General features: G+C 39.9%; 26 protein-coding genes. 12 read left to right on the top strand and 14 right to left on the bottom strand.

Annotation, left to right across the window (positions count from 1 at the left end; genetic code table 11):
- Positions 1–25: 25 nt before the first annotated feature.
- A complete protein-coding gene (locus ACSQ8P_RS36370) occupies positions 26–1,564 on the bottom strand; it encodes a DnaJ domain-containing protein (protein WP_436239850.1) in 1,539 nt (512 codons plus the stop codon).
- 714 nt (positions 1,565–2,278) lie between these two features.
- On the opposite strand from ACSQ8P_RS36370, the gene ACSQ8P_RS36365 reads away from it, so the two are divergent.
- The 11 genes from ACSQ8P_RS36365 (at position 2,279) to ACSQ8P_RS36315 (ending at position 9,554) form a co-directional block, all read left to right on the top strand.
- Positions 2,279–2,587 (top strand): hypothetical protein, encoded by a 309-nt coding sequence (locus ACSQ8P_RS36365; protein ID WP_436239849.1) that lies wholly within the window; start codon positions 2,279–2,281, stop codon positions 2,585–2,587.
- Positions 2,588–2,877: 290 nt separating this feature from the next.
- Positions 2,878–3,231: a GTP pyrophosphokinase gene (locus ACSQ8P_RS36360; RefSeq protein ID WP_436239848.1), complete on the top strand. Its 354-nt coding sequence runs from the start codon at positions 2,878–2,880 to the stop codon at positions 3,229–3,231.
- Positions 3,232–3,234: 3 nt separating this feature from the next.
- The gene (locus tag ACSQ8P_RS36355) at positions 3,235–3,534 is read left to right on the top strand and encodes a hypothetical protein (RefSeq protein ID WP_436239847.1); all 300 of its coding nucleotides are present in this window, start codon (positions 3,235–3,237) and stop codon (positions 3,532–3,534) included.
- Positions 3,535–4,308: 774 nt separating this feature from the next.
- The gene (locus ACSQ8P_RS36350) at positions 4,309–4,839 is read left to right on the top strand and encodes a hypothetical protein (RefSeq protein WP_436239846.1); all 531 of its coding nucleotides are present in this window, start codon (positions 4,309–4,311) and stop codon (positions 4,837–4,839) included.
- A gap of 55 nt (positions 4,840–4,894) precedes the next feature.
- Positions 4,895–5,110 (top strand): small, acid-soluble spore protein, alpha/beta type, encoded by a 216-nt coding sequence (locus tag ACSQ8P_RS36345; RefSeq protein WP_436239845.1) that lies wholly within the window; start codon positions 4,895–4,897, stop codon positions 5,108–5,110.
- A gap of 202 nt (positions 5,111–5,312) precedes the next feature.
- A complete protein-coding gene (locus ACSQ8P_RS36340) occupies positions 5,313–5,498 on the top strand; it encodes a DNA-directed RNA polymerase subunit alpha C-terminal domain-containing protein (RefSeq protein ID WP_436239844.1) in 186 nt (61 codons plus the stop codon).
- Between the two features lie 403 nt (positions 5,499–5,901).
- Positions 5,902–6,468 carry a YiiX/YebB-like N1pC/P60 family cysteine hydrolase gene (locus ACSQ8P_RS36335; RefSeq protein ID WP_436239843.1) on the top strand — a complete coding sequence of 189 codons (567 nt, stop codon included), beginning with the start codon at positions 5,902–5,904 and terminating at the stop codon, positions 6,466–6,468.
- Between the two features lie 124 nt (positions 6,469–6,592).
- The gene (locus ACSQ8P_RS36330; RefSeq protein WP_436239842.1) at positions 6,593–7,351 is read left to right on the top strand and encodes a hypothetical protein; all 759 of its coding nucleotides are present in this window, start codon (positions 6,593–6,595) and stop codon (positions 7,349–7,351) included.
- Between the two features lie 22 nt (positions 7,352–7,373).
- A complete protein-coding gene (locus tag ACSQ8P_RS36325; RefSeq protein ID WP_436239841.1) occupies positions 7,374–8,330 on the top strand; it encodes a hypothetical protein in 957 nt (318 codons plus the stop codon).
- Positions 8,330–9,259, top strand: a complete 930-nt coding sequence (locus ACSQ8P_RS36320) for a hypothetical protein (protein WP_436239840.1) — start codon at positions 8,330–8,332, stop codon at positions 9,257–9,259. The genes ACSQ8P_RS36325 and ACSQ8P_RS36320 overlap by 1 nt, the downstream gene beginning before the upstream one ends.
- Before the next feature lie 133 nt (positions 9,260–9,392).
- Complete coding sequence (locus ACSQ8P_RS36315) at positions 9,393–9,554, top strand: GNAT family N-acetyltransferase (protein ID WP_436240002.1); 162 nt, start codon at positions 9,393–9,395, stop codon at positions 9,552–9,554.
- A 418-nt stretch (positions 9,555–9,972) separates the two neighbouring features.
- Here the strand turns inward: ACSQ8P_RS36315 and ACSQ8P_RS36310 are convergent, their stop codons facing one another.
- The 13 genes from ACSQ8P_RS36310 to ACSQ8P_RS36250 form a co-directional block, all read right to left on the bottom strand.
- Positions 9,973–10,413, bottom strand: coding sequence for a hypothetical protein (locus ACSQ8P_RS36310; RefSeq protein WP_436240001.1), 441 nt, complete (start codon positions 10,411–10,413; stop codon positions 9,973–9,975).
- 18 nt (positions 10,414–10,431) lie between these two features.
- Positions 10,432–10,707 carry a substrate-binding domain-containing protein gene (locus ACSQ8P_RS36305; protein WP_436240000.1) on the bottom strand — a complete coding sequence of 92 codons (276 nt, stop codon included), beginning with the start codon at positions 10,705–10,707 and terminating at the stop codon, positions 10,432–10,434.
- A 576-nt stretch (positions 10,708–11,283) separates the two neighbouring features.
- Positions 11,284–12,288 (bottom strand): DUF3231 family protein, encoded by a 1,005-nt coding sequence (locus ACSQ8P_RS36300; protein WP_436239839.1) that lies wholly within the window; start codon positions 12,286–12,288, stop codon positions 11,284–11,286.
- Positions 12,289–12,614: 326 nt separating this feature from the next.
- A complete protein-coding gene (locus ACSQ8P_RS36295; protein WP_436239838.1) occupies positions 12,615–12,788 on the bottom strand; it encodes a hypothetical protein in 174 nt (57 codons plus the stop codon).
- 234 nt (positions 12,789–13,022) lie between these two features.
- On the bottom strand, positions 13,023–13,667 hold the full coding sequence (locus tag ACSQ8P_RS36290; RefSeq protein WP_436239837.1) for a stalk domain-containing protein: 645 nt from the start codon (positions 13,665–13,667) through the stop codon (positions 13,023–13,025).
- Between the two features lie 509 nt (positions 13,668–14,176).
- A complete protein-coding gene (locus ACSQ8P_RS36285; protein ID WP_436239999.1) occupies positions 14,177–15,034 on the bottom strand; it encodes an IS4 family transposase in 858 nt (285 codons plus the stop codon).
- 276 nt (positions 15,035–15,310) lie between these two features.
- A complete protein-coding gene (locus ACSQ8P_RS36280) occupies positions 15,311–15,532 on the bottom strand; it encodes a cation transporter (protein WP_436239836.1) in 222 nt (73 codons plus the stop codon).
- A gap of 48 nt (positions 15,533–15,580) precedes the next feature.
- The gene (locus ACSQ8P_RS36275; RefSeq protein ID WP_436239835.1) at positions 15,581–16,393 is read right to left on the bottom strand and encodes a hypothetical protein; all 813 of its coding nucleotides are present in this window, start codon (positions 16,391–16,393) and stop codon (positions 15,581–15,583) included.
- Positions 16,386–18,866 (bottom strand): FtsX-like permease family protein, encoded by a 2,481-nt coding sequence (locus ACSQ8P_RS36270; protein ID WP_436239834.1) that lies wholly within the window; start codon positions 18,864–18,866, stop codon positions 16,386–16,388. The genes ACSQ8P_RS36275 and ACSQ8P_RS36270 overlap by 8 nt, the downstream gene beginning before the upstream one ends.
- Positions 18,863–19,546 (bottom strand): ABC transporter ATP-binding protein, encoded by a 684-nt coding sequence (locus tag ACSQ8P_RS36265; protein ID WP_436239833.1) that lies wholly within the window; start codon positions 19,544–19,546, stop codon positions 18,863–18,865. Before ACSQ8P_RS36265 ends, ACSQ8P_RS36270 begins: the two co-directional genes overlap by 4 nt.
- A gap of 251 nt (positions 19,547–19,797) precedes the next feature.
- A complete protein-coding gene (locus ACSQ8P_RS36260) occupies positions 19,798–20,406 on the bottom strand; it encodes a DL-endopeptidase inhibitor IseA family protein (RefSeq protein ID WP_436239832.1) in 609 nt (202 codons plus the stop codon).
- Between the two features lie 604 nt (positions 20,407–21,010).
- Complete coding sequence (locus tag ACSQ8P_RS36255) at positions 21,011–21,658, bottom strand: response regulator (RefSeq protein ID WP_436239831.1); 648 nt, start codon at positions 21,656–21,658, stop codon at positions 21,011–21,013.
- Positions 21,639–24,068 carry a PAS domain S-box protein gene (locus tag ACSQ8P_RS36250; RefSeq protein ID WP_436239830.1) on the bottom strand — a complete coding sequence of 810 codons (2,430 nt, stop codon included), beginning with the start codon at positions 24,066–24,068 and terminating at the stop codon, positions 21,639–21,641. The genes ACSQ8P_RS36255 and ACSQ8P_RS36250 overlap by 20 nt, the downstream gene beginning before the upstream one ends.
- A gap of 686 nt (positions 24,069–24,754) precedes the next feature.
- Between ACSQ8P_RS36250 and ACSQ8P_RS36245 the strand changes: the two genes are divergently transcribed.
- Positions 24,755–25,882, top strand: coding sequence for a DNA sulfur modification protein DndB (locus tag ACSQ8P_RS36245; RefSeq protein WP_436239829.1), 1,128 nt, complete (start codon positions 24,755–24,757; stop codon positions 25,880–25,882).

The following is a 25,882-nucleotide window of genomic DNA, read 5'->3' as shown; positions in this document are numbered from 1 at the left end:
ATATACGATGGTAATAAAGATCCTACTAATTTATTGTTAAATTCTTGTCTCTATTGTTCCAACCAGTAACTTTTCCATTATTAAATTCCACAGTTGAATTGACATAATACCATGTACTTAGTGGCCCAATTGTCATTATCCGGGATGGCGTTCCCATATACAATTTCACATCATCTTTGCTGGATCCTAACGAAATTGTACCGTTTTTAATGGTTACTTGCTCCAATTTCAAATTCTTATCTCTATTGTTCCAACCAGTAACTTTGCCATTGTTAAAATCCACAGTCGAATTTCCATAATACCAGGTGCTTAAAGGACCAATAGTCATTATCTCGGATGGAGTGCCCATGAAAATTCTAACATCTTCTTTGGTAGATCCTAACGAATATGTACCGTTTTTTATGGAGACTTGCTCCAATTTTAAATTCTTATCTCTATTGTTCCATCCCGTAACTTTGTCATTATTAAAATCCACAGTCGAATTTCCATAGTACCAGGTGCTTAAGGGACCGATATCGGTTATCTTCACAGGTGTTCCCATAATTTCCTTTACTTCATCTTTATTCGCTTCAAGTGAAAATCTTTTAATCGACTCATTTTCTTTATTTTCGATATTCTGAGGTTGTTTATCTTTTTCAATATCTTTAATCGGGGATAACACAGCCTTTGGGGTCGTATTTTCTAGCGATTTGTTTATCTGCTGTTTTTTTGAAATCGATTCTACCGGGGTTGCTGTATATGACTGGGAGCCCAAAGAATTTGTCGTAGGAGCTGATGAAGTTGATATGTTCAAAATAGTAATAAACTTTATTACCAATAAAAGAGCAATAAGGATTCCAAGGTTTCGAAGGTAGGATTTCCATTTAAAACCGATTCTGAATTGATGATTCGGTTGATCTACGAATTGATTATAATCGTTATTACTAGAGGTAATAACATAATCATTCCGCTTTTGAAAAATCTCATATATATGATTAAATTCTCTACGTTTTTCATCGTCCATTAAAATATCAAAAGCATCTTTTATCGCTTTAAAGGACTCCTCATTTCCGCCTACATCTGGATGATGTATTTTCGCTTTTGCCCGAAATGCCTTTTTTATATCCTCTGAACTAGCAGAAGGATAAACCTCCAAAATAGCATAATGATCCACAAATCCTTCGAAGAAGCCGAGAACTACATTAGGATTTCCATATGGCTCAAAACCAACTCCATATTGTTCTCGGTATATCCAACCCGAGATTCGTAGTTGGGAGTTTAGAAATTTTAATCGTAGTTGAAGATACTTATATTGATCTATTTGTTCATCATTAAGTTTCAGCTTACTTTTCAGATCTTCAAGCTGTGGAATTATTATGTATGTAAATTCATGAAATAGCACATTTAAAGCTTCTTTGATTTGGAACTGATTATCACCCTGAAAAAGCATTACATTCCAATTGATTAGTTTTTCCTTTATTCCCTCCACATTCAATAAATCTCTGTGAATTTTGTCATCATTCTCCAAAAACCATAGAACAATAATTGGAATCGATTCAATCCCCTTATATCGCGGCAGCTCCATGGACTATCACTCCTAATTCCTATTCTAATTAAATTTTAATTTTATTTTCTACGTTGCCGTTAAAAAATTTGTACTCTAAACATTGCCGAAGTCGACTAGCGTTCCTTTACACAATAGTATCACATATAGGTAAAGGTCAATCAAACGGGGGAAATGTTGAACAACTTGATCTCTTTCTTCTTTAAGTCTGACTGATAACGGAAAGTAGAATAATATTCAATACCAGGAAGGTCGGAACATAGTCAGAAGGTATATCTGTAGCATATCGTATCTATTTGTAATCTCTTCCAGCGAACTTGTTAGTGTGAACCGTCAACACATGCCGACGTTATATACAATGCTCTCCATCACAGAGACTGATAAATAATCTTTTTTTATGGATCCCGAAGACGAGCTGGGATTACTTTCATGGGGGTTATACCGCGGTGTGGAAGGATGCAAAGATAGTAATTCAACCTTCTATCTTACCATCGTTTAAGGGCCAATGTTAGATCAGTTATTGCACCATATACATTTTTTTTTGTAGACCATAATAAATAAAACTGATGCAGAGGAGAGATAAATTTGCCAGACTGTGATTTTAGGACTGTAACGAATTCTTAAAGAGCACTCCGATTTACAATGAAATTATTACAAACCAATCATCAAGCTTTGAAGATAACTTACATGAATGGTTCGAAAGTATGACTTTGAACAGTATAAGAAATAAAACAATTGTATGCTGATTTAGGTGTAGATATTTTGGGGATGTTTGGAGGAAGCGCAAGTGGTGATACAACTGAGGAAGAATACAGACAATTTTTGGAAAAAGTCAATCAAGGAAGGATCACCAAATTAACCCAAGAGCAAGCTTTCAGTTTAATTCAAAGAACCATTTCTCAAGATGTTATGGCTAGTTACAGACGCTGCGTTACTGCTAAAGTCGATGCTTGTAAAGTAGTTGGTCCTGTAGAAGATCCTCATGGCCTTATGATAATGTTACCAACTAAACAGCACTTTATTTGCAGGTCTTCTGTCACCTAAAGCATTAATAACCCGAGTAGAGGTTGCTAAGATGATGCAATTACTGTTAAAAAAGTCTAATTTATTTAAATAATGTATAGTTATTCATTAACTTGATTAGAAAAGAGATGGTATCTTCGGACATCATCTCTATTCTGTAATGTCTAGAAAGGAATTATATGGTGCTTTATAGGAAATTCATGACCTAAATCATTATGATGATGTCACAGGCTATTATTACATGATGGTTTTGGATGAATATTGTCAGGTATATATAGGGAGAAGTAACAATATAAAAAAACAGGGGGGAGTTGCCAACGCTAAACAAAGCAATTGAGATAGCATCTAAAGCTCATGAAGGCCAGTATGATAAAGTAGGTGAGTCTTACATACTTCATCCATTAAGAGTTATGATGTTTCTTAAGACGAACGATGAGAAAATCGTTGGAGTATTGCATGATGCTATTGAGGATACGGAGATTACCTCACAGGATATTATTGATGCAGTGAAAAGTGTAACGCGACAGAACGTATCGAAACAAGTACAAGAAAATTACTGGGATTTTATTCGCAGAGTGAAGTTAAATGCAATTGGTCAAAAAGTTAAACGTGCGGATTTAAAAGATAATATGGACTGGAATAGAATTAAAGAGCCGACAGAGTAAGACATGAAGCGGATGCAGAAGTATCAGCAAGCGTATACACTAAAAAAGGAAAAGTTGAAAAATAAGTTGATCATATTATATTTAATAATTTTCTTAATAATCCCAGTGGCATATCATTTGTTATCTGGTGGCTTTGAAGTTAATAAAATGCAATATAATGACAGAGATAGACAGCCAGAGGGCTGTCAAATATTCCGAATTGCGAATGAAGTGAATCTTTTATTTGAGATGTCTGTTCAACAAAAATTTGTGCTTTTATTAAAAGGAGATAATACATATGGCTATTACAGTCAGAGTAAGTGATCTACTCGCAAAGGTTAACGAGTTAATTAAAGATAACGTTGAATATGTTGAAGTGGTATTTTAGATGAAGATGAATTCGATGGAGAAAAAATCCAACGTCATTACATTTTGAAAACCGGCATTAAAATGGGATCATTGTTTACCTGTGTAGATTTGGTTCATATCATATATATCACGTATAACTCAAGTTAGACGAATTTCAGCTACACTTAGCCAATCTCATATTCATAAAAAAACCGTACAACTCACGATATATGACAAGTACCAGTCACGAACTATTTCAGGTATAGTGACGTGCAGCAAGCATGGCGAATTTCGTTTGGATACCATTGACTCGTTTAGCGGAACAGTGGACTGCGATTGGATCAGGTATCAAGATGTATTGAGGGGTTGAGTTAAGCAAAGAATGGACATTGGATAACATAATTAATTCTTAGAAAGTACGGGGATTTCTGATACAACAAAGACAGTCCTATACTTTAGGAAAAGGACTGTCTTTTTGCAAGGAGGCGACGGGGATTAAGCTAACGAGAAAGATAGTTAATAAAACAGCGGGAGTCTGGAACTATTTCTCTGTCAATGGCTACCACTGGTTATAGTATAAAAAAATTAAAGGCTGCCGATTTTGAAATTCTTAAAACCACGTGGGCTCAAATTTCCCTAAATAACTTATTAGAAAGACCTATATATACTATATGTGGGTCTTTTATTCATTAACTTTGAATAAATTTAATATTACAGGTAAGAATTCTAATAGAAAGAGGTGACTAGAGTTTGAGTGAGAAAAAACGTGAGGACTCATGGAATGACGAACATGATCAATTATTGGCCGAGGTAGTATTATCTCATATTAGGTCTAGCAGCACACAATTGGCTGCTTTCGAGGAAGCCGCCTCTAAAATTAATCGTACGGCAGCTGCGTGTGGATTCAGGTGGAATAAAGACATCAGGAAAAAGTATGACAATGAAATACAATTAGCAAAACAAAATCGATTGTCGTATAAGCAGAAGTCAGCACAAAAAGAAATAAAACAAGTAGCTACTATATCTAGTGTTAGTTTATCCGCGGATATTCCAGTTGAACAGTCTATTTCTTATAATGAAGCTTTGCATAAGATCATTAAAATAGCCAATGAACAAATGCAAAAGTATGATGAGTTGCTTCAAGAAAACATAAAACTTAGGGAAGAAAACAATGAATTAAAATCACAAAAACAACAAGCGTCCCCTGAAACTTTAGCACAAGAGGATCTTGATGCTTTCCTTCAAATAATGAAAAGAGCAAAAGGGTTAACGCATGTATAATATTCCTTAAACTCCACATTATAATAATACACCAAGAAAAGGAGTGATTTACATCATGGCTAACAATAACACATTGGTAGTGCCACAAGCGAAAGCAGCAATGGAACAACTAAAGTATGAGGTCGCTCAAGAGTTAGGAATTCAGCTTCAAGCATACAACGGAAACCTTGCTACACGCGATGCTGGTTCAATTGGTGGCAACATTACTAAGCGGTTAGTACAAATCGCAGAACAACAACTTTCAGGCTCTACAGGGAACTTTAGATACTAATTTGATGATATTTGCAGGCAACCAAAAGACTACAAGCACCTATTCCTTCCTGGGTGAATGTAGTCTTTTTATTTTAACTAAGCATGTATAATTAAACCCCATTCCTCATACTTATCTATCGCTTTAACTATCAGTCTAAAGCTCGGGAATGAAATGTCCTTTATTAGCGCTCGCCACACCTCGCCCTATGGGCGTATCCAACTTGTCAAAAACCTTATCTTACAATTCCTTGAAAAGAGAAGGGATTAATAGGTTAAATGAACTTGTTCAGAAAACTGAAGAAGATCTTTCAAATATAAGAAACATGGGAAGAAAATCATTAAATGAAATCATAGAAAAACTTGAAGGATTGGGAATGAGCCTAACCCCAATTAATCAATTGCACTAAAGCTGGTAGTAATTCGAGAAAGCGTCTCATTATTAAATGAATTATTTAGGTTTCTTGAAGTATCAACTTATGAGGTGCCAAGTTTCGTTTAAAGTAATAAATTTACATAGGAAGTTTGATCACTATTTTCTTTTTCCGACATTATGGAATAGTTTATTTTCACGATTGAATGACATTAATCTACTCCCTTTTCCATTTTTGACAATAAAATAGCACCTTTAACCCGCGGCGGAGTTTTTTTTCTAAGAAGAGAAAAATGACATTAAAATGGCCCCTAGTGACAGCTGTAGCGTATCCAATTCTAGAATAGACAATTTTATTACGTTTTTTACCTAGTATTTTCTTAAGTATCCTGGAGGATATTATTAGTAACACACCAAGGAGGCTGTTAATATCAATGCTTATGTCAAAATATAAAGAAGTTCGTGGGAGCATACATAATGGGGACATTCTGTTATGTAGCGGAAACTACCCGATGAGCAATCTGATACGTAAGATATCAAATTCACTTTACAGTCACGTAGGTTTTGTTATGTGGATACACGATAGACTCATGGTGCTTGAAAGCGTAGAGAACATTGGGGTTCGAACAGTCCCTTTATCATCATATCTTAATGATTACTCTCATTCGGAAAAGGCTTATGATGGTGATATTTATATTGGCCGACATCAAAATTTGTACGAGCTACTGACCAACGACGCTACAATCAAGGACGTCACGGCTAAGCTTATGGGCATAGCATTAGATTTGATGGGGAAACGTTACGATATAGAGGACTTATCCAAGATAGCGCTTCGACTAACTTTGGGAATTGGACATCGTGACCCCGATGATGCCTATATATGCTCGGAATACATAGAGGCATGCTTTGCTTCAATCGGAATACGTTTTGGGGATATTGGCGGATTCGTATTGCCAAAAAATATTGGTGAAGACCCAAACGTAGATATTTGCTTCAGATTGAATTAGAAGATAACCCAGTAGACACTTTTTCAGTTTGAACTGTATGAACTTTGTATAAACCAGGTCTTAAAGAAAGAAATGAAATTACTCAACTTATTTGACAGATCAAAAAGAAAAGGGAGGCATGTGTATGTCAATTCATAATGCAGCTTCTGTGTCCCTTCAACAAGAAGGAATCAACATATTAATTAAAAATATGATGAAGCAGCGTCCATCGATGTTTAACTTTGGTACTGAACGACTAAATAGTAATGGGGACTTGCTATGTGTTAAACCAGGTGCGGATTGGGGAACCCCGTTGTTGACATGTATCAAACCTTTGATACTTTTTAACAATTTTGGAATTGATTACTGTTATCAAGTTAGTGAAATGACGTTTGAGCTGTATCCTGGAACAACTGAACCATTAAATTCAAACCAATTTTTGATAAAATTATCCGTTCAAATTGGAGTCGGTTTGCCCGATAAGGCACAATTAGAACCTTATATCTTTAAGGCCCTTAATGAGGAAAACCCCTCAAATATAGAAATGATTCAAGTGAATCATCTTCAGTGTTTTCAATTAGACCTAAAAGTGATTGGTCATTTTGAATTAACTCGATTAAAACACGATGGTGTAGAAAAGCATTTTATGATTCCGAACATTGAATCAATGAAGTTAATTAAAGTAGAACCAGATGTTTTGAGCAAAACCTTTGAAGTTTTTATTTACGCAGCTCTCAAAAGTAGTGCAAAGGTTATGGTTGAAGATATCCTAGAATGCGTTGCCAATGGGACATGCAACATTTATATTTATCCAGCAATAGCATCAAATCCTCAAATAAATGGCAATGAACTAGTATTAACAATGGACGCGGAATTGCAGCCTGCAAGTAAACCATGTCCTTAAAGAGAGTAGGGGTTAATTGCATATGAGTCACATTTCGGTTGGATTTTCTCTAAACATGTTTCGTGCTGTTTTTGAAAAAGTGCGAGATACTTTACAAATACCCATTCTTCCCAAACCGTACAGTTATCAAGGTGGAAGCGGTATGTCCACAGTAACCATTACTTTAAAAGGTAAAGCAAGATTAGAGAACGGAACAGTAGACTTCATTGCTCCAGATCGGCTGCGTATTTCAGAACTAGATATTGTTTTTGATGAACTCAAATTGACAATCAAATTAGATATTGACGAAATTGCTTTTGGAGATGAGTGTATCATTCAAAATCCAATTAATGAAAAATGCATAGTTAATGTTCCCAAAAAAAGCATATTCGAGGCGAATCCTGATGTCGTTATCAAATTCAACCTCGTGCCATTAGTGCCGCGTGTCGAACTTTCATTCGATTTGATTCTTGATGAGAAGAAAACTGATGGAGTCCCGAGCCATTGGGCGATAACGGGACAACCTGATCTTCCCGACATTGAAATTGACTTTGCCGATTCGCTCGGTGACCTGATTCAAGAAAAATTGACTCAAGCGATTAAAGACATAATACCCGGTAATTCGAGCTTTGAACGTGTATTAGTTCAAAAAATTAGATCGTTCGGTGAGTTTGTTCGAAATCTACTCGATGTAGGGGATGACATACAAGAGTGGGCACAACGCACTTTATTGAATGAGATTGGCCTAGGTAACATTATTATTGGTGCAGTTTTAGACTATTATCAAGATAAATTAAATGCGACTTTATTCAAAATACCAAATCCATATCCCGTAATAAACGTTGGGAAATTAAAACAATGTAATGGGTTAGAGATTAGTCTCCCCCCTGTTTACGTTGAGATTGATACGATACAAGCTAAAGTGACAGATGATTACCTATTCGTTAACATTGAATTCAGTGATATTATTACCAAAACGTTAAAAGGGGTAGGGACGTAATGAATAGTGTAATCGCAACCTTCAGTGAAGATATGTTTTCGGAACTCTTATCAGCAATTCAAAAGAATCAAACAATTTTTATTATTCCGGAAACTGAAGATGACATGAAACATGGATTCTCATTAACTTATTCTGGTTCCTTCAAGCTAAAAGGAGGTACAATATCGTTTGTAGATAAAGATATTATCGAGATCAAAGACCTTAATGTTGACTTTGAGGAGTTATGGATTAAACTTAATATTAAGTTTAAACAAATATGTCGAGATGTTCCATGTGCTTACTTGCCAACATCATGGAAATGTTTTGTAGACCCTTCCCATACAAAGGAACATTGTATTTTTGATGGAGATCCAACTAGATCTACAGGTGATGTAGGAATAGCTTCTCTTGTTAAATCAATGGTAAGTTTGAGAATTGGGGTTTATGCTCAAAATCAAGGGGATAAATGGGTTATCGCAGGAGATTTGATTCCAACAACTCTCGATATTGATAAATCTGGGCCAATGGACATAATTTCTCAACGTTTATATGATGGGATCAAGGAAATAGTTAAAGATAATCTTCCAGGTGGGGAAGTTAAGGACTTTTTTTTGAAAGAACTTGGTAATATTGAAGGAATTATTGAAGAAGTCACGGATTTCGTCGAAGATATTGAAAATCGTATATCAAAATGGTTAACTGGTAGTTGGTCTGTAACTGGTAAGATTGTAGAAGTATTCCATGAACTTTTGAGTCCTAATGGTCCATTATTTAAAGAGATATTCAAAATAAATAATCCCTATGAGATTATGAAAAAGAAGACAATAAAAGATGTGAATTGTACTGGCAAAGATATAGATCTGGATTCGGTGACAGTTCCTTTAGACAATGTAGGGGTTTCTATAGAACATGATCTAATGAGTATTACGGCTAGGTTTGGTTCTGTATGAATAAGAAGAAGGAAACACGAAACAGAAACCAGCTAACCGGTGGTTGCGTGTGAAAAACCACTTTACAATATATAGATACATTACTTACGGATTTGTAAATTAATACTTCTAAAGATTTAAGACTGAGAGGAGAATTAATTCACTATATTTCTATCGGCTTTCCGTTTCTCCTGAAGCAAGAGGAAAAGGGATTGCTAAATCAATTTTAAATTGGCTCGAAGAATACGCTAAAAAGCATGGGAAATCGGAGATTGTATGCAGGGTTCGGATGTCCATACCAAAAAACATACAGTAGTTAGAAACTAGCATATCTACATACTACGTTGAAGTTTATAGTTTATGTAGGTAAATTGAAGCGCAGCTTTTTTTTCATCCTTGCTAAAAATCCGTTTGTTTTGTTTTAGGTATACATATTCACAAAACTAGTATTTTATACATATGTTTGAATATCAGAATAACCCTCCATAAATGCATAACAAAATATAATATTATATCTGTCGGCTGATGACAAGAACTTGATCCCATCCCATTATATCGTATCGCAACGCTCCCTGGAAACATACTAACCCATGCTCCCACGCTAAAGCCAGTAAAGGAATTCAAAATACGGAACTTTTATGTTTCGTTGTTATGTATGTATAATTATGTACAATAGTTTTATAGGGCGCATATAAAAAAATCCTCCTCTGGATTGAGAGGAGAACTCGTTCTCTTTAACCAATAAACTTAGATATCCCATGGATTAAGCCTGAAGCAACCAGGCTGCTTGCTGCCTTCTCAAGTATGCTGCCAATTGTTTTAAGCGACTTCTTTACTTTCGTAGCGTCAGGTTTCTGATTCTTGACTTCATCTGTTACCTTCTCTAATTCATTTATAACTTCTTTATGGTCGTCCGGAGTCAATTCAATACTATCAATATTCTCTTGTAATTGCTTAATCAGTATTACTTTCCTTTTAGATAATGAACCAGCAACCTTCGCACTTTCAAAAATAACTGGTATCCATCCGTGATAAGGGTTCCATGCTTCTATTTCACCATGTATCTCTCTATAATCTGGGATTTCGCTTTCTGAATACCCGTTTAATTCATTATGTAACCATGTCTCTAATTCTGTTATTCTTACCATAAGAAGCGCCAAAAAACCGCTAAGCACCAATTAGCGGTTTTCCTTTTAACCATTTAGATATGTCTTTGACACGATCTCATTAATCTTTAACGGAGATCCATTTTCTAGAGAAACAGAGCCTTTATTTTCCCATTTATAGGACATGGGGAGCAGGGTCACGAAGAAGTCCCGGCCAGACGCTTCCGTGTCAGAATCCCAAGTGATCACCTTAATACCTTGCTCCCTCGCTTGTTTTAACACTGGAACAAGCCTTTTTGGATCATTGGCCGAAATTGCAATCAAATCAACCTTTTCTGCGATAAGCTCTTTTACAGCTTCTATTACCGTAAACTCCCGTTTAGTTCAAAAAGTGCATTCGGTCATTCATGGATTACTGCCTTCAGAATGCGATTCCCTGTTTATTGTCGGGAATGAGATCAAGTTCTTGTCAATTTCGGTAATGGGATCAAGTTCTTGTCATTTGGTTTTGACAAGAACTTGATCCCATAAATAAAAAAAGCCGCGCTTTGCGCGGCCTTTAATGAGATAATGGTCTTGTCACCCGACATAACTACTAGTAAATAATCAAAGCCCTTTCGGTGTCGTCTTCTCGGGGAGAGCCTACAGCGAGCCCACACAAATTCGTATTGCCTATAGTTTCGAGCAGGCGACCCTCTATCATCGCTGGCCCAAGCTGGATAGCTGACACAAAATGAGTCATCCAATATCATGAAATGTGGAAGAAACCTACTAAAAGGCGGGTCTCTTCCGCATTTCATGATCAAGCAAAACTGCTCTTTAGCTGAGAAAAGGCAACCGATCATCTGCCGGATGCCTCCATGCTTTATTGATTGGACTATCGTTCTCATTAGTGAAACAACTAGGATTTGCCCAATCCTTCCACATAGTAATATATCGTTATGTTTTCTTATTAAGTGATTTGCGATCACTAGCTTTTGGCGGTTCTTCTAACCAACCATTCTTTATCATGAGATTTGCACCGTCTTCAGCAAATTTTGCAAGTTCACCGGTAAATAGAACATATTGTGCGCTAAGATCTCTTCTTGCATTAACACTAAAAGCAGTACCATAAAAAGCAATTGATAATTGTGTAGATAGTTGAACCTGGTACATAAGATATTTATCGGAAAAAGGTGTTAACGTTGAATTAGTGACTAATGATTGCCAAGATATAGGTGAATTTAGGTTCTCTTCACGAAATATTGAGTCGAATGTTTCAATGTGTTTATTGGCAATTTTATGTCCTCTCATAATGAATTGGCGAACTTCTTCCGATTTGGCAACTTTAATAAATCCAACCTTTAACGCAGCATGTAGATTCATTTTAATCATATTAAAGGTTATATCCCCAATTTCCAAAACTGTTAAAGGTCGGCGTTCCCCTAGCCATCCTGTTAAAAAGCTTTGATGTTTAATAAAATCTACACTATCAGGCGGATCAATTACTGGCGGACGCGTATAGAGTCCTTTCTTAAGCATGGCATCAATAGTTTTATCGAAAAGCATCATAGTTTCCTTATTGCATGCTATGTAATATTTCCGTATATCTGATCGAATAGATGTACTTACAGACAGTGAATAACCAGTCATTCCTTGTAAAGTCATAACATATAGATAATAAATGTAAAAAGGATCTTGAAACAGACGCGGAGCTTTTTTATTAACGTCTTGTTCTGTAAAACCCTGTGGAATTGGGTAATTTTCTTGTGTCAAAAAATCTTTAATTTGCTGCACATGATTTATCGATAATTCCAAGGCTGTTTCATAGAGCGCGTGGATGTCTTTATCATCAATGTGTTCAAGTGCATATTGGGAAAATAAAATTGACATGGTATCAAACATATATTGTGTCCAAAGACTAGCAATCTCTGGCGCTGTTAATCTAATGTTGTTTATTTCCAAGATTTCTTCTCCTTTATCATTTTTCAAATTTATACTTATCATTCCTCCATAAATGAATTATTATGTAGTTATTCGTTTGTTGCATACAACTGACAGGTCACTTCAAGAACACCTCCTAACTCTATCTTTCTTAAAAGCAGAATTTCATTGATTCCCAGCCCCCTCACAGCGGTTCTACGCGTGATTTTGAGTAGAACCGCTGTGAGGGGGCTGGCGAATAATAAAAACAACCCGCAGAAGTCAACTTACGCGACTGAACGGGTTGTTAATTCAATTTTAAAGTACTACAAAACTTCATAATGACAACCTCTATCCTAACGCACACCTCAAACATCCAGTTGGACAAATGCGGCAAACTTATCGGGCTTATCGCACTTACTTCTACTGCCTATCATTCCACTCCCATGATTGCCATTAACATTTGCTGCAAAAAACTTTTTCATATTTGGAATCGGTTTGGTACCTTGCTCTAAAATATGATTTAACCAATTTGAAAACAATTAATAATTTTCCACAATCTCAATCTTTCCCCCACTTTTAATAAGAGTTTGTTAATTATAATGTTATCTTGTGTAGTTATACAATTCAACTAATCTAACCATTTGGTGAATAAAAAAAGAGACCCACAGCAACGGGCCGCGAGTCTAAGTTATATATTTTAAAGGGGGTCTTGATTTGTGGAGTTAGTTCTCTAGGCAGTATACGGCAAAGGGTTATTTTTTTGTAGTATTTGATTACTTCATCGGTTGAATCGGATTGCTCTTCAAGATATCTTCCACTTCTTGGTAGCCATCAGGGTAGGCAAAGTTATAGCGCGCCGGAAGTGCGAACACGTATTTGTCATTGCGCGTCAGTTCGCTTGGGCCGATAGGGGCTGCGCCGATGTGGAATTTATCCTGCTGAAGCTCGTTCCATTGGTCGACAGCAAAGACGAGAATAGGGATATCCTGTCTAGGTTTTACAGCGGTCCATTCGGGATGGCGGATGCTGAGTTTCGCGCCGCTGACATTATCGCCTTGCGCATCCCCTGCAGAAAGACCCTCCCATTTGTCCGTTACGATCGTATACCCTTTCCAACTGTCCGGCAGCGTGAAACGGAAGCCATATTGGGTATTCTCATAGACGGTTTGGCCTACTTGACTCGTTTGTCCCGTAATAATAATCTCCCGTTTGTCCCCATCCCACTTTACATTAGCTCCAAGTGACTCAGAAACAACCCTCAAAGGAACATAGCTGGATCCATCTACGATCTGCAAATCCGTATTGATTATTTTCCCGTTAATAAATAATTTAATATCCGTTGCCGCATAAGCGCCAACAGCAATAGATGCTGCGATAACACCAGTAAGTCCAAGCGCAATTAATAATTTCTTCTTCAAGTAAATTCCTCCTCATTTTGTTTCCCCATCATTTCTCTAATGCTTACGCCAGTTTCTATCCCCTCGTTGAGTTTAGTTTTCGCTTACAGTACCTTGGTTGAAATTGTTGCAATAAAATTTTATCCATCGCATTAATTTATTATTGTTCGTTGTCACCATGAATCAAATTAAATCAAATTAGATATTCCGTTTCTCAACCTGATAGGTTGGAATTAGTCTTATTGTACCATTACACTATTATTCTCCTAGTCACTCACAGATTAATTTTAAGGGTCTAGATTACCTATGACTATCTCATCATGACCACGCTCTACTGCCCGTTGAATGAAGGGCTGCCTAGCAGTCAATGTCATTAAGTTACGCTCAAAAACTAGGAAGAGAATAAAATTGTAATCTGAAACGGCATGGGATAAGCCCTATGCCGTTTGTTTTTTTGCAAGCAAGAAAAAACGCGCACAGCAAACAAAGCGGATGGAATATCCGCTTAAAAAATGTTCAAGTGAGCCGAATTATGCTACTCTGTAGACGAAGCTAACAGCTGATTTATAACGGATTTTGCGCGTATTCTGCTGTCCTGGGCGGATATGTCGAATTGGCAAAATATTTTTGCGAATCAGTGCTTCAACATCGGGCGGGAGTTCATCGTCCCTTGAGCGCAGGAGATGTCTACAAACATGAACGGCAACCGTGAAATTAACTTGATAGTGGTGCCGTTTATCCATTTGGGAAATGATGACGTGAGAAGTCATCATTTCAACAAAATTGTACATGATTAATCTTGCGAAAATCTCTTGGATGATGGACTCTTGTTTCTTTGCGTGAAAACTCGTCAACCCGACGGTGTATTTCAACGCTCTGAAAGAGGTTTCAATGCCCCAGCGCATGTGATAAATGGACTTGAGCTCCTCGGGTGGGAAATCATCAGCAGAAAGATTTGTAATAACGGTTTCATAAGCACCACTCGGCAGGACGAAACGAACAACCCGAAAGGAAATCGGGTGAAAAAAATTCTCATGCAAATCTAAAAAATCAAAGGTAGACGAGGAAGGGACGTACTTGTAAATCTCGGGATGAGCCTTGATTTCTTTAGTTTGTTTTTTTGTGAGTGTCAGATGAATGTTTCGATCAAATTCTCCGCCAGAGGGCAAACACAAGCCCGAAAGAATACCACTCGAATCCAAATCCTTTACCCGTATGACATAGTTCCATCCTTTGCGTTCAATGTGTGCGAAATTATTGTAACTTTCATAACCCCGATCGGCAATAACAATGGTTTTGCCTTTGATGGGGGAACGGTCGACCATAGCAGCCAGAGCCCTTCCCTCGTTACGCAACCTTCGCGGCTGAACATTGGCATCTAAGTACAGTCTGTTGCTATTTTTTATAAGCTCTTCGGTTTAGAGCAATTTCCCTCACCACTGATTGTTGTATCCTACAATTTCTCAACAGTACCTTTTTCGCCTGAAATCATCTTATCCCGATCAGAGAATCTTTGGCGAGCAAACAATGAACGGTGAGACGCAAAAGATTGCGGTCTGCACGCAAAACATGATGATACCTATGAAAAAATCCCCCTGTCAACAACGCTATTCGGACTTTGTCAATGTCCTTTCGATAGCTGGCCAGAGGGATTTCCATCTTTTTTAAATTTTGAATGCTCTTATTCCAGTTACGTCGTAACCTTGCTCTTCAATCGCAGCTTGGATCGCTTCCAGAGAGAGCTTACTCGGATCGTATTGTACGGTCACCGATCCTGAAGATAAATCGATGGTTGCGGTCGCACCAAATTTATATAAAGCACCCGAGACTGTGATTACACAATGATTGCAACTCATGCCTTGAACACTCAATGTAACGCTTTGCATTAGTGGATTTCTCCTCATCTATAGGGTATATGGAACCATGCGAACTCTTTATGGGACATTCACAACAAAGGCTGCCGTAAACACTTGATTGTCCCTTTGAAATTGTCCCCAAATCTTGTAGATTCCGCTCTTAGGAAACGATGTCTCGAATACTGCATCTGGTCCCGTTCCCTGCCCCTCTTCGGCATGAACATGCAAATATCGCTCCCCGTCTTCCGTCAAGATCACAACGTGACCGATAGCGCCCAAATAAGGCTGCAGGTCGGTAATCAGCCCGCCGGTTTTCTCATCCGTCAAGGAAAACTTAAGCGTCAGTTCTTTGGCTGCCGCCAGTTGATCGATGGCCAGCTCTACTCGCTTCCCTTCGATGGTCTTGACCAGTCTCATATCCGGGATGATCGGGAGGGGCTTCGCGCTATCGCCCTCGATCCGAACCCATTCCATCTTCGTCATGGCATCGCCTTCTGCCGGTTTAAAATCGGCGATCAGCCTGTATTCGCCCCCCGCGGGAAAATCGTTCACAATCTCGAACACGCCGCCGCCTTTATAATCCGGATGGATGTGATTAAAATAGGATAAGTCTTTGCTCACGACCATCAAATGCAGCAGCTTCTCGTGATTGACCTTAAAATCTTCGATCCGCCCGCCGTCCTTTTTCTTGATCTCGACCTGGATCAGCTTTTTCATGCCGGATCCGGACGCCTGATCGTCATTAAACGTCCAGACTGCTTTCACATCGTCCGATAACAGTCTCGTGCTGACAGCTGTCACGGTTTCGTTTTCCCACGACGATTTGGTTCCGCAAGCGGATAAGAACAGGATCATAATCGTCATGAGAAAAATCAAAAGCCTTTTATTCATATCGCAACGCCTCGCTTAATCGGGTATTCGCGGCTCTGGATGCCGGCGTGAAGCTGGAAACCAAACTTACCAATATGCCGAACATGCCAATACACAGGAAACTGATCCAAGAAACTCCAAATTGGTAAGTCAAGGAACGGATCTCAAGGAATGTTGAGGTGATATAGATCAATAGGATTCCGAAGCTGCACCCCACCAAGGCGGCTGCCAGTCCGATGCCGAAGCCTTCCAGCATGATCATCCGAATCACTTGCCGGCGCGTAACCCCGACAGCTCTCATCATACCAAGCTCGCGAATCCGCTCCATAATATTGATAAGCAGCGTGTTCGTAATCCCCATGCCTGAAATGACAATCGATACAATGACAAGGCCGTTGATGACATTGAAGGTTCCGGCATACATGGAACCTACCATGGAGACGATATCTTCAGGGCCGAACATCTCCTCGATCCTTTCGCCGAAGCGGGCGAAAATATTTTCTCTCATTTGCAGCGGGGAGGTTATGTTGTCATTAAGTACCAATGCGTTCTTCGCGTATTTGATCCCGAAGCTTTCTTGAAAGGAATCTTCTTTCATGAAAGCGCCGTAACCGCCGTTTTTCATTGAGCTCACAACGGCGGCAACCTTGAAGGAACGCTTCCCCTGCAGCGTCTCGAGCTCGATGTTTTCCCCGATCTTGCCACCCCAAGCGGCATAGGAGATTTTATCCAAAATGATTTCATCGCGGTTCAGCCGGCTCAGCAGCTCGCTGCGCGATGTGCCCGAACCCGCGAATAACGGGAACCGGTCGATCCACTCTCCAACGCCGAATACGGGGAGCTTGCGTTGCTGGCCGTTTAAGGTCCAGATGGCGGAATACAGCGAGTACATCCTTGCGTCGGCCACGCCAGGAGTTTTCTTCAGCTGCTCTAAATCCGTCTTTTCGGTGTGATGAAAACTGATATCTAGGTTGCCGCCGTAAGAGGCATAGACGGTTTTTTCATAAGATAGGATAAACGCCGAGTTCATCGAGCTCATCAGAACGACCATGGCGATGCCCCAACACAGTATTACGGAGGTCATCGAGGTGCGTCCCAGATTCCGCTTCAAGTTGCTCTCGGCCATATGGCCGCTGAATCCGAATAGCTTTCGATAGAATGGCCTCAAAAGAACTATGAGCATGCTGAGCAGGTACGGATAGACGAGCGCCACTCCAAGCATTAAAGGCACGATAAGGAGCAAATGCTTGATCAAGAAGCTGGAAACGATAAGCAGCACCCCAGTGGCAACCTGCCACTTGCGAGTAATCGTCTTTTCGAAGTGTTTGGGTCTCAGCACCTCAATCACGCTGGTCCTGCCGACTTGGCGAATCGGAATAAGGGCGGCGGCAAACGGAACCAGCAGTCCGGCCAATACGGAAACCGTAATGCCTTTGATTAGCAGCATGCTACCTTCTTCATAGATACTGAATACCATGTAAATCGCTTTTGTTAAGAGAATGCCGAATCCATATCCGAGCAATAAGCCGGCGGCCGTTCCCACGATCGACAGCAACCATACTTCGGTAAGGACAAACCCCCGTAATTGCTCAGGTAAATACCCGATCGTCTTGAGAACGGCAAATTCCTGTTTCCTCTCTTTGACGCTTACGTACAAGCTGTTGAAAATAATAAACCCGCTGAGAGCGATGCCCAGAAATCCAGCTAGATACAGCGCCAAAAAGAAGGTGCCCGATTCGCTGACGGAACCGAAATCGACCAAAACAGGTTGCATGTACATGTTACCGTAACGCTTTACAAGCTCATTCACTTGCTGCTCTAACGCATTACGGTCAGATTCATGAACGGACTTGATGTGAACATTTTGAATTTTTCCATTCAACCCGAACCATTCCTGCAATATGGAGAGCGGCACGGCTGCCGCCCAATGATGGTACTTCGCCATTCCCCAGTTGGAAGGTCCCATAAGCTCAACCGTGTACTTGACGATGGCCGATACTTGGATACTTTTGATCCCCTGATCCGTATCGAAGGAAAGGGTATCTCCCACGTCGGCGTGCCACGCCTTTGCCGATCTATCCGTAATGACGGCACCGCCAGACGTCAAGCTTCCTTTGATCACGCTGAAGTTCGTAAGCGGCGTATCCAGTCTCGAGTAACCGCTCAGCTCTACCCTTTTTTGGATGGCGGAAATCCCTTCTTGTTCAACATGAAGATTTGTACTTTGCTTTAACACGGCGACAGATGCCGTATTGTTCATCGTTTCGACATCTTTGTATACATCTTCCGGCATAAAAGCTTCGGTACCAGAGATGAGATAATCCGCTTTGCCGAAAGCCGCTTTCAAATACAGCGGAAATGTTCTCTTGGCGGTATCGACGGATGCTGTCACTGCGAACGTGGAGGCAACTCCAATGACAATCGAAAGAAACGTGAGCACGGTTCGCATCTTACGGCGCATTAAATTGCGCCATGCGATTTGCCAAATGTTCAATGTCGATCCCCTCCGTCCTGAACGACTTCTCCATCACGGATCATGATGATTCGATCCGCCGTTTCCGCAGCTTTACGGTCATGGGTAACCATGACGACGGTGATTCCATCTTCCTTATTCAAACGTGAAAGAAGTTTCAAAATGCTCTCTCCGTTGGACTGGTCCAAATTTCCCGTCGGCTCATCCGCCAAAATAAGTCCCGGCTTCATCGCAAGGGCTCTTGCAATGGCAACGCGCTGCTGCTGCCCTCCGCTTAACTGCGACGGGAAGTGCGATTCTTTTCCCTCCAGATGAACATCCTGCAGTAGATTGTTGACTCTTGTCGCGATCTCCGCCATTGGAGTTTTATTGGCCGACAGAGAGAGACCGACGTTCTCCGCCACGGTCATCATGGGCAGCAGTTGATAATTTTGAAACACAAAGCCTACTCTCGTTCGACGGAAATATGTAAGTTGTTTCTCGTTCAGATCGTTCAATCGTACGCCATCGACGGTGACATCTCCCGAGGTAGGAAGGTCGAGACCTCCGATCAGTTGCAGCAGCGTGCTCTTTCCCGAACCGCTGGGGCCCATGATGGCAATGAATTCACCTTTTTTGATATGAATGTCGTTCTCCTTCAGGGCGGTGTACTTCCCCGCATCCAAGGAAAACACTTTAGACACTTTGTTCAGCTTGATCATTTGATTTCCATCCTTCCCGTTGGCTAGTATCAATGCCATGTTTGGTATGGAACTATCATAAAGTAGGATGACACATCAGAACGCGCAAACAAAGAGCCCTCTCCCCGCAAATTTTTGCGGAGACCACGCAATTTGTTTAACTTATATTTGACAAAGAAAAACGATACAATGGAATGTTGATGAAAAAATCAAAAACCACCAAAACTTTTTTGGTGGTGGAATATGAATCATAGGTTGCACATATCCTCAGACTAGCGTATAGAACCGACTGCCTTGGCGTTATCCCACTCCATTAGTGAGCCGCCGTCGGCGTTTACCTGTGCTAGCTTTCCATTAATCTCGACGAGACCGTCGGTCTTGATTAGCATATCCAAGAACGAAGCCACGCGCTCAGGAGCAAACACTCCTTCAAGATAAGAGGTAAGCTTTGCCTTCCTATCCAAATCGGTTCCTAGCCAGCGGTAATCCTGTTGTTTTCCCTGAACAGTGAACGATTCCGCTACGCCTTCAGGATGCTGCTTACCGCCGATGCTCATTGTCCAGTAATGCTTCTTCGCGAAGCCTGCCAATTGAACGACCCTCCTGGCATCCATTTCATTTTGATTACTAAACGGATTACTTTCCACAATGACGGCTTGGTCTTCGGAATCCCAGGTTACGAGCGCCCCCAACGCCTCGGCCAACGCTCTTGCTGGAATCATTGTATTCCCATCAATAATTTGTGCAGGAACCCCCATGTGCAATTCCGACCCATTCACAATGAGCTTTAAGGCCTTCGGAGCTGCGTTAGAAGCAGTTGAGAACACCACCGAGCCTACGATAATCCCGCTTTCGAACGATTTCCAGCTCATCCTCGTCATCCGCATCACTCCACATTTATATTTTTGCTGTCTCTTGTTATAACGTATAGAAGTTGAAGATGATTACAAATGGACCAATATTATCTGAAAATATCATTCGTTATTATTGCGCACCTCGTCAGCAAACGATAAATTTTTGTCGGCGAGGACACGACGGATTGTTCCATTGTTTTGGGACCCATCCTATGTAACTGCAAGACTTCGGATTTATTGAGCTTGGCGAACTGCTCCAGCTGCAAATATCCTGCTCCAATAAGTGCCCTTCCTGCTGGTTTGGCCAGCTCCTTTGGCAGATCCGTTTACATAGATAAAACCAAATGCGAGCCATATCGGAGAATATAAAAGACCTAATGCAGTAGTCTGCATATTTCACCTCATCATTGTTCTTTGCCGACCGCCGGTTCGACTAATTACAATTCACTCCCTTCCACGATCTCATTTGCCTTAGGTTTGCTACATTTGATCGGAATGAGGCAATAGTAAACTAGAACATGAAATGGCAACGCTAAAAGATGAACTCGCCAGCGCAATTATTTTATGACTGCACGCAAATTGTTTTTTTAACAAAAGAAAAAAGCCGGTTTCTCCCGTCCTTTCACACTGGTTAATACAAATCTTCCGCTGGCAGTATACCTAAGCTCTTGGCTTTTTTGATGACTTCAACCCGCGAACTTACACGAAGCTTTTGGAAAACTTCGGTTAGACTATACTCCAATGAGCGTTGGCTGATCATCAGTGTTTTGGAAATCTCCTTATTGCTTCTCCCTTTCGCCAATTCCCTTAACAGTTTTTCTTCATCGGGAGTAATTGTCGTTTTTTCACTTTCCGAATCTCCAAGCACCACAATTTCCTGACGCCTTAGTTGTTTGAGTAATTGCATCGGAATCATAGCCTCCTTCCTCGCTGCACAACGTATGGCTTGAATCAACTGTTCTCGCGTGGAAGTTTTGGCAATGAAGCCGGAAACGCCGGAATCCATGAGCAAATTAAAATGCGGTGCTATATCAAATCCTGAATAAATAAGTATGACCGCATTTGGAACGTATTCAAGCAATTTACGTGTCAAATCAGCACCGTTGGTATTCGGCATGTATAAATCTAAAAGCATCACGTCGAACTTCTTCAGGCGTACCAAATCTGTCACACAATAAACATCTGTCTCAATCGTAACTTTCATATCCGGTTCGGATTCGATCAGCATCTTTGTTCCTTCGACGACCGATCTATGATCGTCAACCAATAAGATTTCCATAGCGCTCACCTTTAAGTTGTGTAGTTGTCGGAAGAGAAATCGTGACGTGAAACCCTTGCTGCGGGGCGGATTTCAATTCCACATCCCCTTCCAAGCTCAGAACCCTCTTTTCAATTCCTGCAATGCCCATATTTTGAAATGAACCCTCAAAAACAGATAAATCCATTCCGATGCCATCGTCCGAATAGGAAAAACGAATTTTCCCTTTCTCGCTCGTCAGTACCATGGCCACCTTATTTGCTTGGGAGTGCTTGGTTGCATTGTTCAGCAATTCTTGAACAATCCGATAAACCCCAAGAATTTGTTCCTCCGTTAATTTATATCCCAATTGTTCTGCCGAAAATTCAATCTCATAGTTGGAAAACATTCGCGTATACGAGAAAAGACTTTTTAATGAATCCACGAGCCCCATTTTAAGAAGGAATGGAGGACGTAGCTCATTGCAAGTTATGCGAATCTGATGAATGGCATCCAGAAGTCCCTCTTCAATTTGCTTAAGCACAAGATGGGTTTCCTTAGCGAATGCTACGGAGGAACGCAACGATTCAAGCTTGCGGTACCAAATAATCAAATCTTGCAGCACCGAATCATGCAAATCGCTGGAAAGAGAGGACCTCTCCTTCTCTGATAAATTAAACAGCAATCGTAACATCCATTTGGGCGTTTCATTTTTCGCTACCATATCCTCAAGGCGTCTCATCAAATCTTCAATCAAGTGAAGGTTATCGTACAGAATGGTGACATAATGAACAGCTGTTTCAATCCATTCTTCCTCGATCTTAAGCATTGGAATGTCCATGTTTATCCACAAATAGACCGGTTGCTGCTTCTCGCCGATTTTGATCCAGATGCCCCCCCTGCTGATGATATCGTGTTCCTGTCCCCAGGGCACTTCTTCAATGGATACATTAGTGATATGCAGTACTGCCTTTACCTCGTCTATGAGCCTGTTCTCGAGTTCCGATACCTTCATGACGTTGGCGAGGTCATTAGAGAAGCGATTCAAACTCTGCTGGAGGGCTTTATACCGTTCTTCGCTTTGAATCAGCTCTCTCTCTTCTCTTTTCCGTTCCGTAATGTCCTTTACGATACCATGGATACCATTTAATTGATCGGAAAGAAATATGGGTACGAACGTGATACTTACAATTTTCTCTCCCTGCATGGACTTCATGATCCGGCACTCCATATCTCTCGATTCTTGCTGTTGAATGACATGGAATAGCGCTTCATACACCAACTCGTGATCCTCATCCATAATTAATCCCATAAAGCAACGATCGTACAAATTGTCGAATTGAATGCCGGTTATGGTTTCAAAAGATCGATTGGCATTCACAAAATAAAATTCGTTCAAATCAATGGAAAATACCCCGTCCAGGTTGTTTTCAAACAAAGACTTGTACCTTTGCTCGCTTTCTTCGAGCGCCAGCTCGGAACGCTTCTTGTCGGTAACATCCATCAAAATGGCGTCAAGCCGCTCGACTGCTCCCGTATAATCCAAATATGGATGTATCGTCATTTTAATCCATTTGGTTTCTTCACCGTGCAGCAATCGAAATGTTTTGACGACAGGGATTCCCATATCTAGTTGATGCTTCACCTCATGCATAAGGGCAGCGTCATCGTCCGGGTGCATATGTCTATGCATAAGGATGGGGCTTGCTATTATATCCGTTTTGGACATAGCAAACATCTTCCCGATGCTGTCCGAACAGAACGTCAAACGGGAAAAATCTTTGTCGGTCGACATCACTCCGGCGTTCACATTATCCAATATATTCTCCAGCAACTTCTCCGTCTGTTTCCGCTCGGTCACGTCTCTGGCAACAGCCACAACATATTTAACATAACCCTCGCTGTCCAAAACTGTCTTTACCCGGGCCTCAATATGAACCGTATGACCTTGCGCGTGTACGACCCGATACCCCAATTGCACCGACAACTTCGTTCGGACAGCCTCAGCATGCAATCGGCGCACACGATCCCTGTCTTCGGGATGAATGCCATTGAATGCGTCCATCCCGACGTAATCTTCAACATCGTACCCAACCAGCGACTTTATTGAAGGAGAGACATAGTGAACAATAGCTTCATTATCTACCAGAACAATCGTATCTATTGTATTTTCCGCTATGATTCGGTATATCTCATCTGATTGTGCGAGGGGTTTATATTTCAACATCACACTAAATGCAATTGTTTCATTAACATCGTTATAGATAGGGGTCTTTTCTTCTTCAAAATCGCCATATAGAGATGTCAGCTTATATTCCGATGCGTTTCCAAATAATTTCTTAAACTTGTTGTTCGCCCATATGATTTGATCATTTAGATCAAGGAAAAATATTGGAACTGACATGTTCTTAAGCAACTGCTCAGCGCCTTTAATAGCTTGAAATTGATTCATACATTTGATTTCTCCTAGTAGTAAGGATGTCTAAACCAAGGGATTTCCTTTAAGATTATTATACATAATCCTGCATGACTAATCGCGCAAAAAAATAGCATGCCCCCGCAAATTCCCATTAATCATTTCTTGATTTTCGAAAATAAAAAAGTGACAGGACATTATTCCCACCACAACTAGATTAAAGTTCCATTATTTGCGAGCTAGTTTTGCCGCTTCAAGTCATTTTGAGAGAATTGTTGCAGAATTGCACCTGACCGTTTCACGAATGAAATGCATAAATTAAATTCCACGAAAAAGAAAACAACATAAGAAAATATTTAAATTTGTTAGGATTCCTCTACTGAATATCTTAATTCATTAATCTGTTATTATAAATTTTAATATTTTTATTAAAACTAATGATATTATTAATTTTATTATTTTTATTAACTTTACTAATTTCATACTATTCTTTTATGTTTTAGAGTTCACAATTAAAATACATTGTAAGAGCTTCATTATTTAGAAATAGCTCTTCATAATTTGTAACAATTTATAAAAAAGGCTTTCCACGTCCTAAAATTAATTTTGCTCCGGTAATATTTGAACACTTTTAATGTGAAATTTTTCCCTCCAATATATGCTAATATATTCAGCCCAATCGTGTTAATATGAATTTAAATAATAAATTAAGGGGGAAAAGTGTGAATCCAGTATATTCATTATCACAGCTTTTTTCAGAGCAAAAAGAAACAACATTCGTAGAGATTCCAGGAATGGTATCTAGGGCATTTGGTCATGACACTCTCGTAACTACACTCACAATGAGTAAGCTATTTTCTATATACGAGATAGATTTAGAAGTACAGCGTGCAATCGTTCCACAGAATTTATCAAAATTAATGGATTATATTTCACTTTTTTTAGACAACCAACAAGGCATCTATTTTCCTGGTATCGTACTTTCAGCTCGAGGTGCAGGTTTGTATGATAAAAAAAGTAAAACATACAATCTTCAGGCCATTGAAAAATTATACGTAGTCGATGGACAGCATCGAATTGCTGCATTTAAGCGTCTAGCCGAACTTCTTCAAAGTTCAATGGCAAGTGCCAAAGATCAACGTGAATATGAGAAAATGGAAGAAATCTCGCTCAAATTAGGCGATTTATTTAATTTCCCAATATCAGTCTTAATCTACCTCGATATAGATGCGAAGCAAGAAAGACAACTTTTCTCTGATATTAATAAACTCCCCCGAAAAATTGGTGGGAATTTAGCAGTACTGCGAGAACAACGCCGCTTCTATCATGTTCTAGCCACTAAATTGTCCCAAGCACCTTCTATAAGTCAAATCTCAGTGGATTTATTTTCTGAGCGAGGTAGAGCACCCGAGTACATTATGACGTATCACCTATTAATCGAGATATTAGTAGGATTGTTTGAAGGGCGAATGAAATCTCTTGCCAGAGGAAATTTATATCATTTTACGGAAAAAGATTTGGACCACCATTATTCTCTAGCTTTAGCTTATTTAGAAGCGCTAATGCGTGTGTTACCTGAACCGGATCGGAAGCATCAATGTTGGACAGAAAATATACAAATATCACTTGCAATCTTTTTGCATGGGCAAGCTACGAAGACAGGCCAATTCAACCGTTATGCACTAGAGCATGCGGTTAAGATACTACCACATATCGAGTGGGATGGAATTTATTCTGGAGATGAAAGTAGCAGACTGCCACGGCGTACACGTATTATGAAAGCATTACAATTCTTCCGCGACTATTATGAAGAAAATCATATCAATATCCATGATTTGGAGGCTGAGTAA

The sequence above is a fragment of the Paenibacillus sp. LjRoot153 genome (assembly GCF_964253085.1).
Classification (GTDB): domain Bacteria; phylum Bacillota; class Bacilli; order Paenibacillales; family NBRC-103111; genus Paenibacillus_E.
Note: the sequence above shows the minus strand (reverse complement) of the source record. Positions and strands in the feature narration are given on the sequence as shown.

Bases quoted from the DNA above. Each gene is read 5' to 3' on its own strand.
- ACSQ8P_RS36370 (WP_436239850.1), bottom strand. From the start codon at position 1,564: ATGGAGCTGCCGCGATATAAGGGGATTGAATCGATTCCAATTATTGTT.
- ACSQ8P_RS36355 (WP_436239847.1), top strand. From the start codon at position 3,235: ATGAAGCGGATGCAGAAGTATCAGCAAGCGTATACACTAAAAAAGGAA.
- ACSQ8P_RS36345 (WP_436239845.1), top strand. From the start codon at position 4,895: ATGGCTAACAATAACACATTGGTAGTGCCACAAGCGAAAGCAGCAATG.
- ACSQ8P_RS36335 (WP_436239843.1), top strand. From the start codon at position 5,902: ATGTCAAAATATAAAGAAGTTCGTGGGAGCATACATAATGGGGACATT.
- ACSQ8P_RS36330 (WP_436239842.1), top strand. From the start codon at position 6,593: ATGTCAATTCATAATGCAGCTTCTGTGTCCCTTCAACAAGAAGGAATC.
- ACSQ8P_RS36325 (WP_436239841.1), top strand. From the start codon at position 7,374: ATGAGTCACATTTCGGTTGGATTTTCTCTAAACATGTTTCGTGCTGTT.
- ACSQ8P_RS36320 (WP_436239840.1), top strand. From the start codon at position 8,330: ATGAATAGTGTAATCGCAACCTTCAGTGAAGATATGTTTTCGGAACTC.
- ACSQ8P_RS36280 (WP_436239836.1), bottom strand. From the start codon at position 15,532: ATGCAAAGCGTTACATTGAGTGTTCAAGGCATGAGTTGCAATCATTGT.
- ACSQ8P_RS36275 (WP_436239835.1), bottom strand. From the start codon at position 16,393: ATGAATAAAAGGCTTTTGATTTTTCTCATGACGATTATGATCCTGTTC.
- ACSQ8P_RS36265 (WP_436239833.1), bottom strand. From the start codon at position 19,546: ATGATCAAGCTGAACAAAGTGTCTAAAGTGTTTTCCTTGGATGCGGGG.
- ACSQ8P_RS36260 (WP_436239832.1), bottom strand. From the start codon at position 20,406: ATGACGAGGATGAGCTGGAAATCGTTCGAAAGCGGGATTATCGTAGGC.
- ACSQ8P_RS36255 (WP_436239831.1), bottom strand. From the start codon at position 21,658: ATGGAAATCTTATTGGTTGACGATCATAGATCGGTCGTCGAAGGAACA.
- ACSQ8P_RS36250 (WP_436239830.1), bottom strand. From the start codon at position 24,068: ATGAATCAATTTCAAGCTATTAAAGGCGCTGAGCAGTTGCTTAAGAAC.